Genomic DNA, 15,438 nt, shown 5'->3' with positions numbered 1-15,438 from the left:
ACGCTTACCAACTGAAACCGGCGCCGCCGCTGACGGTGCTTTCGCTGCCGGAGAACGCCGCGCCCAGCGACACGCTGGCGCGATCGCCCAAGGCGCGCTGATAACCCAGCGCCCAGGCTTGGCGCCCGCCTTGCGCGCCGACGCCGACGGCCATCCGGTTGCGGCCCGACAGGCCCGCGGCGTTCATCGCCATGCCGGTCAAAGCGCCGCCCATCGCGCCCATGCGGTCGATGCGCTGGTCCTGCTTCACGAAGCGGTTTTCGACGTCTAAGCGCAATTGGTTGAAGTCGTCGCTCACCGCGTTGAAGCGCAGATCGGTGTAGCCCTTGGCCGAGGACAGCGTCTGCGCGGAAACGTCGGTTTCTGCATTGGCGCGGGTCGGCGCGGAGGCCGCCGCAACGGGCGCCGCTGCGGATTGAACCGGCGCATTCGTTTCGCCGGGGGTCGCGGCGACTTCCGTCGTCGCCGCGCTCGCAGGCGCTTCGGCGGCCGGGTTTGCCGCAGTTGCGGTTTCGTTGCCTGCCGCGTTGCTTTGCGACGTGCCGACCTGGATGTCGTTCACTTGGCTCTGCAAGCTGCTGAGCTTGTTGTCCACCGCGGTGAACGCCGCACCGACGTTGCGATAGCTGCCGCCCTGGATCGTGTAGGTCGGCGCCACGAACGCGCCGGCCGAGAATCCGGCGCCGCCGCCCAAGGCGTTGGCGGCCGATTGCATCTGGGCGATGTTCGCCGCATCGGTGGCCTGAGTGCCGGCCTTGACGTTGGTGATCTGACGTTCGTTGCCGGCGCTGCCGATCGACACCGTGTTCGAACGGGTGGTGATCGAATTGGCGCCGAGCGCGACCGAATTGCTGTTCAACGAGCCGACGCTGGCGCCCTGCCCGATCGCGACGCTGCCCGCCGCGCGCGCATTCGCGTTCGCGCCGATCGCCACCGCGCCGTTGCCTTGGGCGAAGCTCATAGCGCCTAAGGCCGCGCTGTTCACGCCTTGCGCCAGCGCATCGCTGCCGACCGCCGTGGACAAATCGCCTTGCGCCTGGCTCGCGGCGCCGACCGAGGTGCTGCGCACGCCGGAAGCGACCGACGATGCGCCGGCAGCGACGCTGTTCTCGCCGCTGGCTACGGAACCTTCCTCGCCGTCGGCCTTGAAGAACTTGCTGGCTTGCGCCGCGCTATCGGCGACTTCGTTCAACTGCGCGACATTGACCGCATCGGTATCCGCGGTCCCGGCCGCTACGTTCGCGATCTGGCGTTCGGCGCCTGCGGAACCGACCGATACCACATTGTTACGATCGGCCACCGAACCCGCACCGAGCGCGACGCTGGCATTGCCCGTCGCGCTGCTGCTCACGCCCAGCGCGATGCTCGCCGCGCCGGCGGCGTTGGCGCCGGTGCCGATCGCGACGGCGTGCTGCTGCGTGGCCTGCGTGGCGTAGCCCAGGCTGATGCCGTACATGCCGGTGGTGACGCTGCGCACGCCGATGGCGGTCGCGTAGTCGGCTTGAGCGGTGCTGATCGAGCCGAGACTCACCGTCATGCGGCCGTCCGCGACCGCACCCGCGCCGACCGACGTGGACTGGTCGCCGTTGGCGTAGGCCGCCGAGCCGAACGCATTCGCGCCGTAGCCTTTGGCGGTCGTGCCGGTGAGCTGCCCGCTGGGGAAGCCGCCGCCGCTTTCCAGCAAGACGATGTCGGCGGCGCCGCCCATCGCGACGGACGCGTCGCCCGTAGTGTTGCTGCCGTAGCCGATGGCGGACGAACCGATGCCTTGCGCCACCGCATAACCGCCCGCCGCCGTGCCCAGCGCATCGGTGGCGCTGCTGCGATAGCCCACTGCGGTGGACTGCAATCCTTGGGCCGAAGCTTCGGTACCGAGCGCGTTGCTGTATTCGCCGCCGGCGTTGGCGCTGGCGCCTACCGCGCTGGACCAAGTACCGTTCGCCGATGTGCCGGCGCCCACCGCGGTGGCGTCCACGCCATTGGCCTCGGTAGCCGCGTACATCGGGTTGCCGTCTTCGTCCAGGACCGGATTGCCCGCATCGTCCACCAGCGCGCGCCGGCCGCCGATGGCGGTAGCGCCCTGCGCGGACGCGCTGGCGCCGGCGCCGTTCGCGGTGGAGTTTTCGGCCGTGGCCGCCGCCTGGTGGCCCGTCGCCGTGGCGCCGTTGCCGATAGCCGATGCGCCGGCGCCGTAAGCCGCGGCGGTGTCGCCGTCGGCGTACGCGTTCGCGCCGGATGCGATGGCGAACTCGCCGACCGCTTCGGCGTCGTCGCTGCCGTCGTTGGCGCCGTTGGCCTTGAAATAGCGCGTGGCGGCCGTGGTCGCCGCATTCAATTGCGCCACGTTGACGGCATCGGTGTCCTCGGTGCCCGCGGCGACGTTCGCGATTTGGCGATCGATCGCTTGATGCACGGTGCCGCCGGCATCGGTCCATTCGTGCGCAGCGCCCACCGACACGGTGTTCGCGCGTTCGGCCAGCGAACCCTGTCCGAGCGCGACGCTGTTGCTCGCTTCCGGCGTGGTCCACGCGTTGGCGCCGAGCACGGTGGCGTTGTCCGATTGCGCGAAGCTGTTGAAGCCCAGCGACGTGGCGGAATTGCCGATCGCCCAGCTTTCCGAACCGACCGCGGTGGTGCGGTCGCCGATGAGATCGCTGCCCCAATACGAACCGGCGTACGCGCCCGAACCGATCGCGGTGCTGTACTGGCCGGTCGCGCCGGCCGAGCTGAAGGAGCCGTCGGAGAAGCCGCCCAGCGCAGTGCTGAATTGGCCGGTGGCGGCCGCATTCTGGCCGACCGCGGTGCCTTGCGAGCCGAAGAACACGTTCTGGCCTGTTTCTTCGTCAGTCGTCCAATAACCGGAGGCCGCGCCCGAACCGATCGCCACGCCGGCGACGCCGGACATCGCGCCCGAACCGATCGCCGTGGCGTTGAAATCGGTGGCGAAAGCGCCGTTGCCGATCGCGGTGCTCTGCCAACCGTCGGCCGTGGCGAACGCGCCGATCGCCGTGGTGAACGGCGCATTCGCCCAAGCTTCGCCGCCCACCGCGACCGCGAAGAATCCGCTCGACTGGCTGCCCGAACCCACCGCCACGCCCAGCGAGCCGTTGGCGACGCTGCCCGCGCCCAACGCGACGCTGCCGCCGCCGTTGGACTGCGCGCCGTCGCCGCCGGCGAAGCTGGAGCCGCCGGCCGCCAAAGCGTTGGTGCCGATCGCGCTGCTGTTGTCGCCTTCGGCGATCGCGCCGTAGCCGCTGGCGTTGCTGAATTCGCCGATCGCGTTGGCGCCGGTGCCGTAAGCCGACGAGCCGGTGCCCAAAGCGAGGCTGCTGCCGCCGACCGCCGTCGAATAATCGCCTAAGGCATTGCTCTGATAGCCGTAAGCGCTGCTTTCGATACCATTCGCGGCACTGTTCGCGCCGGCCGCGGTGGCGTTCTCGCCGTCGGCGATGGCCACGTCGCTGCCGTCGCCCGCGCCGTTGGCGGCGAAGTAGTCGTTGGCGTCGCCGACGCTGTCGGCCACGGCATCGAGCTGGGCCTTGTTCACCGCGTCGTTGGCTTCGGTGCCCGCCGCGACGTTGGCGATTTGGCGCGTCAAGCCCGTGCCCGCATCGCCGACCGATACTGTGTTGTCGCGGTCGGCGATCGAATTAGCGCCGAGCGCGACCGCGCCGTTGGCCGTCGCCAACGACATGCTGCCCAGCGCCACCGAGTTGTCGCTCCAAGCGCGGGCGTATTGGCCGGCCGCGACCGAATCGATGCCGCCGGCCATCGAGCCGCCGCCGAGCGCGGTGGCGCCATCGGCTTGCGCTTGCGCGCCGGCGCCGAGCGCGACGCTGTTCCTGCCCCAGGCCGCATTGTTCGTCTCGACGCAGATGCCCTCGCAGGCCAAAGTGCCGCCGATCGCGACCGCACTGTCGCCGCCCGCGGTGGTCCACTGCGAACCGATCGCGATCGAACGGTGGCCGAGCGCGGAGACGACGCTGCCGATCGCGATGCCTTGATAAGCGCCGGCGTCGACGTAGCTGTCGGTGCCGATGGCGATGCCGCCTTCGGACAGCGAAGTCGAAGCCGTGCCCAAGGCCATCGCGTAGTAGTTGTCTGCGAAGGCGCTGTGGCCCAAAGCGGTCGCGCCGAACACGCCGGCATGGCTCAAGGTGCCGGAGGCCGTACCGAAATCGGCGGCATAGCTGCCCGCGCCGATGCCTACCGCATCGATGCCTTCGGCGAGGCTTTGCGTGCCCAATGCGATCGACGCTTCGCCGAGCGCTTGGCTCTCGCTGCCCAGCGCGATCGACAATTCGCCGTTGGCCAAGCTGCCGTAGCCGCTGGCCAGGCTTTGCGTGCCCAGCGCGTTGGCGCCGTTGCCGAGCGCGGTCGCGCCTTCGCTCAACGCCAGACTGCCGCTGCCGACGGCGGTCGAATAATCGCCTTCCGCATCGCTCATCGCGCCGTAAGCGCTGCTTTGCGCGCCATTGGCGACGCTGTTCGCGCCGGTCGCGGTGCTGGATTCGCCGCCGGCAACGCTCATCGCGCCGGTAGCCGTGGCATTGTCGGCCAGTGCATTGGCTTGATAGCCGACGGCCTGCGCTTGATTGCCGCTCGCACCGGCGAGACTGCCGACCGCGACCGCGCCCTGCCCTTCGGCCAGCGTCGCTTCGCCGACGTCGGGCATGCCGTCGCCGTCGTGGTCGGTCCATTCGCTGCCGCCGATCGCGACCGTGTCCGCGCCGTTCGCCGCGGCGTTGTAGCCGGCGGCGACGGAATGCTGGCCATTCGCCAGACTATTCGAACCGATACCGACGCTGCCTTGCCCGATCGCCGCGCTGTAGCCGCCGACCGCGACGTTGAAATCGCCGGCCACGGCGCGCGAGTGCGCACCGAGCGCTACGCCCGCCTCGCCGTTCGCGCCGGCGCCGAAGCCGCCGACGAAGCTGCCGTCGCCGTAGGCCTGCGCATCGCCGCCGATGGCGGTGGAACCCATGCCGGCCGCGACGCTCAGTGCGCCGATCGCGGTCGCGGCTTGCTCGGCCGAAGCCTCGGCGCCGGCGCCGACGGCGGTGTTGCCGAACCCGAACGTCGCCGCGCTCTGGCCGATGGCCACGCTGGAATCGCCGAACGCCATCGCGCCCTGCCCGAAAGCGCTGGCGCCCAGGCCGTCGGCGATGCTCTCGGCGCCGATCGCGGTGCTCGCGTTCTGGGTGGTCATGCTGTTGCGGCCCACGGCGATGGAACCTTCGCCTTGCGCGTCGGCGTCGTCGCTGCCGTCTTCGGCGCCGTTGGCGGCGAAGTAATGGCTGGAATCGCTGACGCCTTCGGCCACTTCGTCCAACTGCGCCTTGTTCACCGCGTCGGTGGCCTCGGTGCCTGCGGCGACGTTGGTGATCTGGCGCTCGTCGCCTGCCTGACCGACCGATACGGTGTTGTCGCGATCGGCCACCGAATTGGTGCCCAACGCGACCGCGTTGTCCGCGTCGACGGTGCTGAACGCGCCGAGCGCGGTGGAATAGTCGTTGAAGGTGTTGGATCCCAGACCGATCGCGACCGAACCGATGCCGCCCGCATAAGTCGGCCGCAGGAACCAGTCGCGATCGATGCCGATTCCGCCGATCGCGATGCTTTGCGCATCGCCGGCGTTGGCGCCGGTGCCGATCGCGACGCCCTGGTACGCGCCCGCCGCGACGGTCGCGCTGAGGCCGAGCGCCACGCCGGCGGCGGCATCCGCGCCGACCGAAGCGCCGCCGCCCATCGCGACGCCGCCGTTGGCGTTCGCGCCGACGCCGGGCGTCGCATCGGCCCAGAAGCCGACTTCCGAACCGGTGTTGATCGCCACCGAGAGATCCGCGTTCGCGCTCGACCCATAGCCCATCGCGACCGCATTCACGCCCGAGGCATAGGAAGAAGTGCCGACAGCGACCGCATCCCACCCGGTGGCCAAACTGCCGTAGCCGATCGCGTTCGAAGTTTCGCCGAGCGCGGTCGCGCCGGTACCGATGGCGTTGGCGCCCATCGAGCCGGCATAGCTTCCACTACCGATGGCATTCGCGTAATCCGCATCGGCGTAGCTTTGCGAACCGTAGGCGCTGCTTTCCGCGCCGTTGGCGACGCTGTTCGCGCCCGTCGCGGTGCTGGATTCGCCGCCGGCCAGGCTCATCGCGCCGGTGGCCGTCGCGTTGTCCGCCAACGCGTTCGCTTGATAGCCGACCGCTTGCGCTTGGTTGCCGCTCGCGCCCGCCAAGCTGCCGAGCGCGACCGCGCCCTGTCCTTCGGCCAATGTCGCCTCGCCGACATCGGGCATGCCGTCGCCGTCGCGATCGGTCCATTCGCTGCCGCCGATCGCCACCGTATCCGCGCCGTTGGCCGCGGCGTTGTAGCCGGCCGCGACCGAGTTGGCGCCGTTGGCCAAGCTGTTGCTTCCCACGCCGACGCTGCCTTGGCCGATCGAAGTCGCATAACCGCCGACCGCGACGTTGAAGTCGCCCGCGACCGCGAGCGAATGCGCACCGAGCGCGACGCCCGCTTCGCCGTTCGCACCGGCGCCGAAGCCGCCGACGAAGCTGCCCGCGCCGTAAGCCTTGGCATCGCCGCCGATCGCGGTGGACCCCATGCCCGCCGCGACGCTCAATGCGCCGATCGCGGTCGCCGCCTGTTCCGCGGAAGCCTCAGCCGCAGCGCCGACCGCGGTGTTGCCGAAACCGAACGTCGCCGCGCCTTGGCCGATCGCCGTACTCGCGTGGCCGAACGCCATCGAACCTTGGCCGAACGCCGCCGCGCCGATGCCCGCGGCGATGCTTTCGCCGCCGACGGCGACCGAGGAATTACCGGATGCGAAGCTGTTCGCGCCGAGCGCCGTCGCTTCCCAACCTTCGGCCGTCGATTGCTTGCCGATGGCGACGGCGCCGACGGCTTCGAACGCTTCTCCGAGCTCGTCGCTCACCCACGGCCGCGTCTGCGCGCCGCTGCCGATCGCGATGGCGCCGTCGCCTTGCGCGCTGGCGTCGTCGCTGCCGTCGCCGGCGCCGTTGGCCTTGAAGTAGTCGGAATCGAAAGTGTCCTCGACCGGGCGCTGCTGGCGCCCCTTGTCGGCTTTGGCCGCGGCGACGATCTTTTCCAACTCGGCGCAATCGACCTTGACGCCGGGCTGTCCGGGCAGCGCGACTTCGCAAGTTTTCTTGCCGGATTGCGCCGCTTGCGCGAGCGGCGCCAGCGCCAGGCCCGCCGTCAACGCCACGACGCCCAGCGCCGCTTTGCGGCCAGGGCGGCCGGCTCGCTTGCTTTGCGCCGACGCCAGTTCGGAAGCCACTACCAGCGCCTGCCGCGAACGGCTCCACACCAGACTGAAAACCTTGTTCATCTAACCCCTCTCCCGTTCGTGTTCGAAGCGCAAAGCTGGCTCGCGGCCGCGCCCGCTCAGGCGGGGGGCCCGAATCGCCAGATGAAAGTTGTGCGTCCCCCGGTTGGCCGGTCTTCGCGGGCCGTCGCTGCGCGCTGCCCTTGGAGGTCAGCTACTGCCAGCAGCAGGTTGATAGCGAACCTAAGGCGGCACTCCGCGGCTTGTCACGCGCGCCTTCTCACCCAATACTCACCGAAATCTCACCGTCGCCGGCCGCTCTCGGCGCAAGCCTGCGGACGCGCACGGAATTCCTGGTTCCGACGGATCGGAACGCGCCGCTGCCGACCGCATCGCGGAGACGGGCTTGATCCAAATGTGGAACCGGATTCTCACTTGGCTGGGCAGCGCGCCGATCGCCGACGAGGTGGATCGACGCAACGCGCCGGTGATGCAACTGCTGTTGCTGTTCTACGGCATCGCACTGCCGGCGAACTGGGCCTGGCATTTGTCCTCGCGCCCGATTCCCAAGGGCTGGACCATCGTCCTGATCCTGGACTTGATCACCGCATCGCTCGCGCTGTTCAGCGTATTCCTGATCCGGCGCGGAAAATTCCGCATCGCGATCAAGCTGTTCGTCGCCGCGCAGCTGGCCTCGTTGACCTTGGCCTACCACATGCTCGGCGCGCAGGCGCAGCTGATCGATCAAGTGTCGGTGATCCTGGTGCTGGTCATCAGCGGCTTGGTGCTGGGCCGGCGCGCGCTGTGGACCGCGTTCTCTCTGCTGGTGGTGGTGTTCGCGATCGGCTTCGTCACCGACGCCAACAATTCCCAGCAGACCGCGCAGTGGATCGCCAACTCGATGCGCAATGCGCCGTCGCTGGTGTTGAGCTATCTGATCATTACGATCATCCTCGACCGCACCCTCACCGCTTTGCGCGAAAGCCTGGCCGAATCCAAGGCGGGTCAGCGCGAACTGCAGCGCGAAATGGCCGAACGCGAACGCGCCCAGGCCCAGCTGATCCATGCCCAGAAACTGGAAGCCACCGGCCGCCTGGCCAGCGGCGTCGCGCACGACTTCAACAACATCCTCGACGTGATCCTGGGCTTCTCCGCGCAACGCCATCGCTTGCAGGAATTGAGCGACGAGCGCGAACGCACCGACGGCTTGGCCGACGCGCTGGACGGCGTCGAAGTCGCCGCCCGCCGCGGCACCGCGCTTTCGCGCAAGCTGCTCAGCTTCAGCCGTCGCGACTTGCTCAAGCTGGAAACGTTCGACCTGTCCGCCGCTCTCGCCGAATTGCAGCCGATGCTGCGCCAGCTGTTCCCGCCGAAGGTGCGCTTGCAATACGCCGCCAGCGAGGAACCGCTGCCGGTACGCATGGACCGCAGCGAACTGGAACTGATGGTGTTGAACGTCGCCGCCAACGCGCGCGACGCGATGCCCGACGGCGGCCATTTCACGGTGACGGTATCGCAATCCGACGGCCATGCCGAAATCGCGATGGCCGACGACGGCCAAGGCATGGGCGATCCCGTCAAACGGCAGATCTTCGAACCTTTTTTCACCACCAAATCGGCCGCCGACGGTACCGGTTTGGGCCTGTCGGTGATCCGCGATCTGATCGCCGCCGCCGGCGGCGATATCCGCGTCGACAGCGAGCTGGGCAAGGGTTCGACTTTCTATCTGCGCCTGCCTCTCGCCTCTGGCGGAATCGGAGCGGATCGTTGAAGCCCCTTCCTCGGTCTTTCTACTTGCGTCACCCGGTAGCCGTCGCTCCGGAACTGCTGAACAAGATCCTGGTCCGCGACGACGGCCGCGCCGGCCGCATCGTCGAAGTGGAAGCCTATGCCGGCACGGAAGACGCCGCCGCGCATTCTTTCAAAGGACGAACGCCGCGCAACGCCAGCATGTTCGGTCCCGGCGGCGGTCTCTATGTGTATTTCACCTACGGCATGCACTGGTGCGCCAACGCCGTGTGCGGGCCCGCGGATCAAGGTTGGGCCGTGCTGCTGCGCGCGCTCGAGCCGCTGAGCGGGCTCGAGGAGATGAGGAAGGCGCGAGGCGATCTGCTGCGCGATCGCGACCTGGCTTCCGGCCCGGCAAAGCTATGCCAAGCGATGGGAATAGCGAAATTTCTGGACGGCGCGGATCTCGTCAAGCGCGATCGAGGGATATGGATCGCGTCCGACGGCATGCCGCCGCCTGCAGAGCCTGCGGTGGGCACTCGGATTGGAATCCGCTTGGCCGCGGAAAAACCTTGGCGCTGGTATGTGCCCGGAAATCGACATGTTTCCAAGCCGCGTTGAGTCCTGGCATCTAGTCCTTCGAGAAACGAAAGAGAAAAGTATGCCTGGCTTTGTGGGAGCGGCTTCAGCCGCGAGCTTTCCGCCGCGCGCGACCTGCTGGAAAGAGCTCGCGGCTGAAGCCGCTCCCACAAAGAGCAAGAGCACGAGCAGCGGAGCAAGCTCCGCTCTACACAAGCGCATTAGCCGGCGTTGAAGACGTAGCCTTCGCCATGCACCGCGGCCAGCGGCAGCGGCTCGCCGCAAGCATCGGCGACCTTGCGCCTCAGGCGGTAGATCAAAGATTCCAGGCGATGCGCGTCGAAGTCGTAGACGTTGTCGGTGAGCGTGGCGATTAGCTGCTCGCGCGTGACCAGTTCGCCGGCGGTGGCGACCATGCGTTCGATCACGCGCCGCTCGGTGCGGGTCAACGCGACGTTGATGCCTTTCGGCGAGACCAGGCACCAGCCGTTGCCGTCCAACTGCCAACGTTTCGGCGGCGCCGAGGACGCAGGATCGCGCAAGCGCCGCGCCAGGCTGTGCAACGTAGCGGCGAGCAATTCGATCTCCACCGGTTTGGACAGATAAGCGTCGGCGCCCTCGCTGAGCCCGCGCACGCGATCGGGCGTCGCGCCGCGCCCGGTGAGCATGACGATGCCGATCTCCGGATACGCGGCGCGGACGTTGCGCGCGACGGTGAAGCCGTCCTGGTCGGGCAGCCCCACGTCCAGCACGACCATGTCCACCGTTTGGGTGTTGAGGTGATGGTGCAGAGCGGCCGCGGTTTCGGTGCCGACCACGGCGAAACCGAAATTGGCCAGCCCCGGCAGCAGGATGCGCTCGCGCAGCATCGCGTCGTCTTCCAACAACGCGACTCGCAAGGCGCCATCGGCTCGGTTCGGGGGCATGGACGGATCACCAGCGAGCCGGGGGACTCGACGACGCGATTTTACGGGATGCGTCGCGGTAGCGTCGCGGGTATCGCTGCGCTCCACCCGGGCTACGGCCCATCGGGGTTAATATCGGGGTCAGCCAGCCGGAGCATGTCCGCATGACCGCCAGCCTGAGCCGCCGCGATTTCCTCAAATGCAGCGTGATCGCCGGCATTTCGGTGTACGTCGCAGCGCCCGGCAGCGCCGCATTGGCCGCGCTGTTCGAAGAGCAACGGCTGCGGCCGCTGCCTTGGGACCCGGCCAGCGGCAAGATCCGTTACCGCAGCGACGCCACCGCCAAGGTCACCGGCGAAAAGATATTCAGTTTCGACATGCGCGGCCGCGACCTGCCCGGTTGGCCTCAGGATCAATCGCACGCGATGCTGCTGCGCGCGACGCAGGCGAACCGGATCTACGCCGGCTTCGATCTGTCGATGCTCGACCCGAGGCTGAAGCCCGACCGCATCGTCGCCGCGGCGGACCTGCAACGCGACGGCGTGCAATTCCCTCAGTTCTACGGCGAGGACATGCTGCTGCCGGAAGGCAAGACGCCCGCCTATCTCGGCCATGCGGTCGCGCTGCTGGTCTGGCGCGATTTCCCACGTTTTCGCGCCGCCAAATCGGCGTTGAAATTCCGCGACGACGTGGTGCGCTACGGCGAGCGAACCGGACCGCTGGAACGCGATCCGTGGGCCGCGTTCCGCTACGTCCGCGTCGGCGGCGCCACACCCTACGACGACGACGCCTATTCCAGCCTGAAGGACACCCCGCTCTATCCGCTCAGCTACAGCAAGAAGCGCCCGCAATGGCCGCAGGCGAATCCGCGCGGCGGTTTGGATGCGCAGGGCGCGTCGCACGCCGGCGACATCGCGGCGGCGCTGGCATCGCCGGCCGCGGGCAAGCTGGTGCTGGAGCGCGAATATTTTTCGCAATCGATCGACACGTCCGCCTTCGAGCTCGACAACGGCAACGCCTGGTTCGACGCGGACGAAGCGACGGTGCATTTCGTGGTCGCCACCCAATCGCCGCAGGAAGTCGCCGACGAAGGCGCACGCGTGCTGGCGGCGAGCGGCCTGGGCGTGAAACGGCTGGTGCTGCATCCCTGCTACACCGTCGGTTACGGCTCCAAAGACCACAATCCGTTCCCCTTCTATGCCTTGATGGCCGGCCTGTACGGCGATGGACGGCCGGTGCGCTTGGCCAACGACCGTTACGAGCAATTCCAAGCCAGTTTGAAACGGCACAGCTTCCGCATGCACTACAAGATCGCGGTGGACCGCACGAGCGGGCAGTTCGAGATATTCCAAGGCGATATGGTCGGCGACGGCGGCGGCCGCCAGAATTTCTCGCCCTCGGTCTGTCTGGTCGCCGCGACCGCGGCGCAGTCGATCTACTATTTCCCGCGCAGCGACTTGGCCAGCACCGTGATCGCCTCGCGCGCGCTCGACGCCGGCTCGGCGCGCGGCTACGGCACGCTGCAGAGCATGGGCGCGACCGAGATGCTGGTGGACGAAGTCGCCGCCGAGCTGAAGATCGACCCCATCGAACTGCGCCGGCGCAACGTGTTCAAGACCGGCATGAAGAACACCCAGGGCGCGATCCCCGGGGGCGCGATGCGCGCCGACGAAGTGCTGGACAAGGCCGCCGCGCATCCGCTCTGGCGCGAGCGCGACAAGCGCAAGCGCGAGTACGAGACCGCCCACCCCGGCAAGCGCTACGGCGTCGGTTTCGGCTGCGTGCAGAAGGACTTCGGCACCGGCGCAGAAGCCGCGTTCGTCGAAATCGCGCTGTCGAAGGAAGGCCGCATCCTGCTGCGCCATGGCGCCATCGAAATGGGCACCGGTATGGCCACCAGTCAAGCCGCGCTGTGCGCGCCGTGGCTGGGCCGTCCGGCCGACGACGTGCGCACCGGCGAAACCGAGTGGTCGGCGCTGCCGATGCACGCCACCGACGATCCGTGGCTGATGCGGCAAGCGGTGCAGGACGCGAAACAAGGCGATCCGAGCTGGACGCCGAACTACATGAGCCCGAGCAGCGCCAGCAATTCCGCCTATTTCTGCGGCCACGCGACCAAGGAGGCGGCGCGATTGCTGTTCGCCGAAGGCGTATGGGCCGCGGCGCGCGCCCTTTGGAGCGAAGGCTTCGGCGGCGGCCAACTGTCGCCGCTGTCGGTGCGCATGGAAGAGGCGCGCTGGGTCGACGGCAAGCTCAGCGCCGGCGGATTGTCTCCGCTGACCCTGCAGCAGATCGCCGCGAAAGCGCACGAACTGGGCCTGCCGACCGGCGCCGTCGTCCACACCTTCAACCGCTGGCAATGGGCGGAGGCCGATTTCCCGCTGCAAAGCGGCTCGCAGCGCCTGCCGCTGGACGGCCTGGCGCTGCGCTACGGCGACGGCAATGCGGCGGGACCCGGCCGCGGCACCGCGAACGGCTATCGCATGATCGAACGCAGCCGCGTCTACTACCCAGATACGCAGCGCAACAACGCCGGCGTCGTCTATTACGCGACGATGGCCACTATCGCCGAAGTCGCGGTCGATACGGCCACCGGCAAGGTCGATCTGTTGAACCACCATTCGATCCTGGAATGCGGCGACCAAATCGTGCCGGAGCTGGTCTCGGGCCAGATGCAGGGCGGCCTGGCGATGGGCATCGGCCATGCTTTGCACGAATACCTGCCTCTTTACGAAGACGGCCCCGGCAACGGCACTTGGAACTTCAATCGCTATGCCTTGCCGCGCGCGCGCGATGTGGCGGTGTGGAAGCAGACCAGCGAAGTCTTGCCGCCGATATCGGACACCGATGCGCCCAAAGGCATGGCCGAAGTGGTGATGATCGCGGTGGTGCCTGCGATCGTGAACGGCATCGCTCACGCCACCGGGTTGCGCTTCCGCGAGTTGCCGGTGACGCCGGACAAAGTATTGGCCGCATTGGCCGGCGAAGCGACGCCGAAGGAGGATGCGGCATGAGCGCGACCTTGTTGCCGATGCGCTCGCTCACGCTGAAGATCAACGGCCGCGACTACGGTCCGATCGAAGTGCCCGAAGACATGATGCTGGTCGATGTGCTGCACGAATACCTGGGCCTCACCGGCACCCGCTTCGGCTGCGGCCAGGGCGTGTGCCGGGCTTGCACGGTGATCGTCGACGGCGACGGCGGCCCGCGCGAAGTACGCAGTTGCATCACCGGCGCGCATTGGTTCGCCGGCAAGTCGATCCGCACGGTGGAAGGCCACGCCAAGCGCGACGAGACGGGCAAGATCGTGTCGCTGTCGCCGGTGCAGCAGGCCTTCCTCGACCATTTCAGCTTCCAGTGCGGCTACTGCACGCCCGGATTCGTCAACGCGGCAACGGTGCTGCTGGAAACGCTGGCGGAGTCGCCGGTGGCCGCGGACCGCGTGGAGGAAACGATCTCCGAGGCCTTGAATCCGCATTTGTGCCGCTGCACCGGTTACGTGCGCTACTACCAAGCCGTCAAGGATCTGGTGCTGAGCACGCCCGGGCTGGTGAAGGAGACATCGCGATGACCCGGGTCGGCTGGAGGCGAATCGTCGCCTGGCTGCTGGTCGCGCTGCTGGCCTGGCTGCTGTTGTCGGCGCTGATGCGGTTCTTCGCGAACCGCGGCCCGACGCAGAAAGTCGAAGCGACGGCGCAACAGATCGCCCACGGCCGCTATCTGACCGCCGCCGCCGATTGCGCGGCTTGCCACACCGCTGCGGGCGGCGCGCCGTTCGCCGGCGGCGTGCCGCTGGCTTCGCCGTTCGGCACGATCCACGGCACCAACATCACGCCCGATCCGGAAACGGGCATCGGTCGCTACACCTCCGACGATTTCTACCACGCCTTAACCAAAGGCGAAGCGCGCGACGGGCATCAGCTGTATCCCGCCATGCCCTACGTCTCTTACAAGACGATGGCGCGCGAGGACAGCGACGCGATCTACGCCTATCTGATGAACCAACCGGCGGTGCGGCAGGAAAACAAGAAAAACGGCGTCGGTTTCCCGTTCAATATCCGCAGCGGCATCCATGCTTGGAATTGGCTGTTCGCAGGCGCGGAGGCCGTGCCTGCATCGCAGGGTTCGTCGCCGGCTTGGCGGCGCGGCCAATACTTCGTCGAAACGATGGGGCATTGCGGCGAATGCCACAGTCCGCGCGGCCGATTGGGACAAGTGGATCGCGAGCGTCAATTCGCCGGCAACGACAAACTCGGCCGTTTCGCCGCGCCTAGTCTCACGCCCCTGGAATTGGCCGAACGCGGCTGGGATGCCGCAAGCCTTGACCGTTATCTCGCCGGCGGCGTCAGCGCACAGGCAGTGGCGTCGGACGAAATGCTGAAAGTCGTCGCTCTTTCGACAAGTCGATTGCGCGACGCCGATCGTGCCGCGATTATCGCTTACTTAGTCGGCGACAAACCGCCATCAGCCGTTGCCCTGCCTCCTCCCGCCGGAAATGCGGATCTGGCGCCTGTCGCCGAACAGCGGCACTACCTCGAACTTTGCGCAGGTTGCCACGGCCGCGACGGGCAAGGCGTGCCGCACGTCGCGCCCGCGCTTCACGGCAACAGCAGCGTGCGCGACGCCAACCCGCACAACTTGATCGTCACCATCCTCGATGGCCTGCCCGAGCACGACCTACCCGGCTTGGAACGCATGCAGGACATGCCGGGTTTCGCCGACGATCTGAACGACGCCGACGTCGCCGCGCTCGCCACCTGGCTCCGCGGTCGCCACGGCGGCCAAATGCAGGAGGTCTCGGCAGCCGCAATCGCAGAACTTCGTAATCGGCAACCGTCGCGCTGATTACTTTCTCCTTCCTTTTAAAAAAGGGGATTAAGCGGGGATTGCTTTTGCCCGAATAACGGCAACAACAACAGCAAATCCCCCATCGCC

The 15,438-nt window shown here is 67.8% G+C and carries 7 protein-coding genes; 5 read left to right on the top strand and 2 right to left on the bottom strand.

Translation table 11 applies throughout. The features are described 5' to 3' along the window. Positions 1–4: 4 nt before the first annotated feature. Positions 5–7,354, bottom strand: coding sequence for an ESPR-type extended signal peptide-containing protein (locus tag FCE95_RS12260; RefSeq protein ID WP_137267291.1), 7,350 nt, complete (start codon positions 7,352–7,354; stop codon positions 5–7). 352 nt (positions 7,355–7,706) lie between these two features. On the opposite strand from FCE95_RS12260, the gene FCE95_RS17295 reads away from it, so the two are divergent. Both FCE95_RS17295 and FCE95_RS17290 read left to right on the top strand, forming a co-directional pair. Next, on the top strand, positions 7,707–9,062 hold the full coding sequence (locus FCE95_RS17295) for a sensor histidine kinase (RefSeq protein WP_223266899.1): 1,356 nt from the start codon (positions 7,707–7,709) through the stop codon (positions 9,060–9,062). Then, complete coding sequence (locus FCE95_RS17290; protein ID WP_223266881.1) at positions 9,059–9,640, top strand: DNA-3-methyladenine glycosylase; 582 nt, start codon at positions 9,059–9,061, stop codon at positions 9,638–9,640. Before FCE95_RS17295 ends, FCE95_RS17290 begins: the two co-directional genes overlap by 4 nt. Before the next feature lie 179 nt (positions 9,641–9,819). On the opposite strand, the gene FCE95_RS12250 is transcribed toward FCE95_RS17290, so the two are convergent. After that, positions 9,820–10,524, bottom strand: a complete 705-nt coding sequence (locus FCE95_RS12250; RefSeq protein WP_137267290.1) for a response regulator transcription factor — start codon at positions 10,522–10,524, stop codon at positions 9,820–9,822. 143 nt (positions 10,525–10,667) lie between these two features. On the opposite strand from FCE95_RS12250, the gene FCE95_RS12245 reads away from it, so the two are divergent. Genes FCE95_RS12245 through FCE95_RS12235 form a run of 3 tightly spaced genes read left to right on the top strand, consistent with a single transcriptional unit; the run spans position 10,668 to position 15,348 of the window. After that, on the top strand, positions 10,668–13,517 hold the full coding sequence (locus FCE95_RS12245) for a xanthine dehydrogenase family protein molybdopterin-binding subunit (RefSeq protein WP_137267289.1): 2,850 nt from the start codon (positions 10,668–10,670) through the stop codon (positions 13,515–13,517). After that, a complete protein-coding gene (locus FCE95_RS12240) occupies positions 13,514–14,074 on the top strand; it encodes a (2Fe-2S)-binding protein (RefSeq protein ID WP_189644740.1) in 561 nt (186 codons plus the stop codon). Before FCE95_RS12245 ends, FCE95_RS12240 begins: the two co-directional genes overlap by 4 nt. Then, positions 14,071–15,348: a c-type cytochrome gene (locus FCE95_RS12235; protein ID WP_137267288.1), complete on the top strand. Its 1,278-nt coding sequence runs from the start codon at positions 14,071–14,073 to the stop codon at positions 15,346–15,348. Before FCE95_RS12240 ends, FCE95_RS12235 begins: the two co-directional genes overlap by 4 nt. The last annotated feature ends 90 nt before the right edge of the window (positions 15,349–15,438 follow it).

Origin of the sequence: Luteimonas gilva (genome assembly GCF_005239095.1) — a bacterium.
Lineage (GTDB): Bacteria > Pseudomonadota > Gammaproteobacteria > Xanthomonadales > Xanthomonadaceae > Luteimonas_C > Luteimonas_C gilva.
The sequence above is the reverse complement of the archived record's forward strand: the minus strand, read 5'-3'. Positions and strand labels throughout refer to the sequence as shown.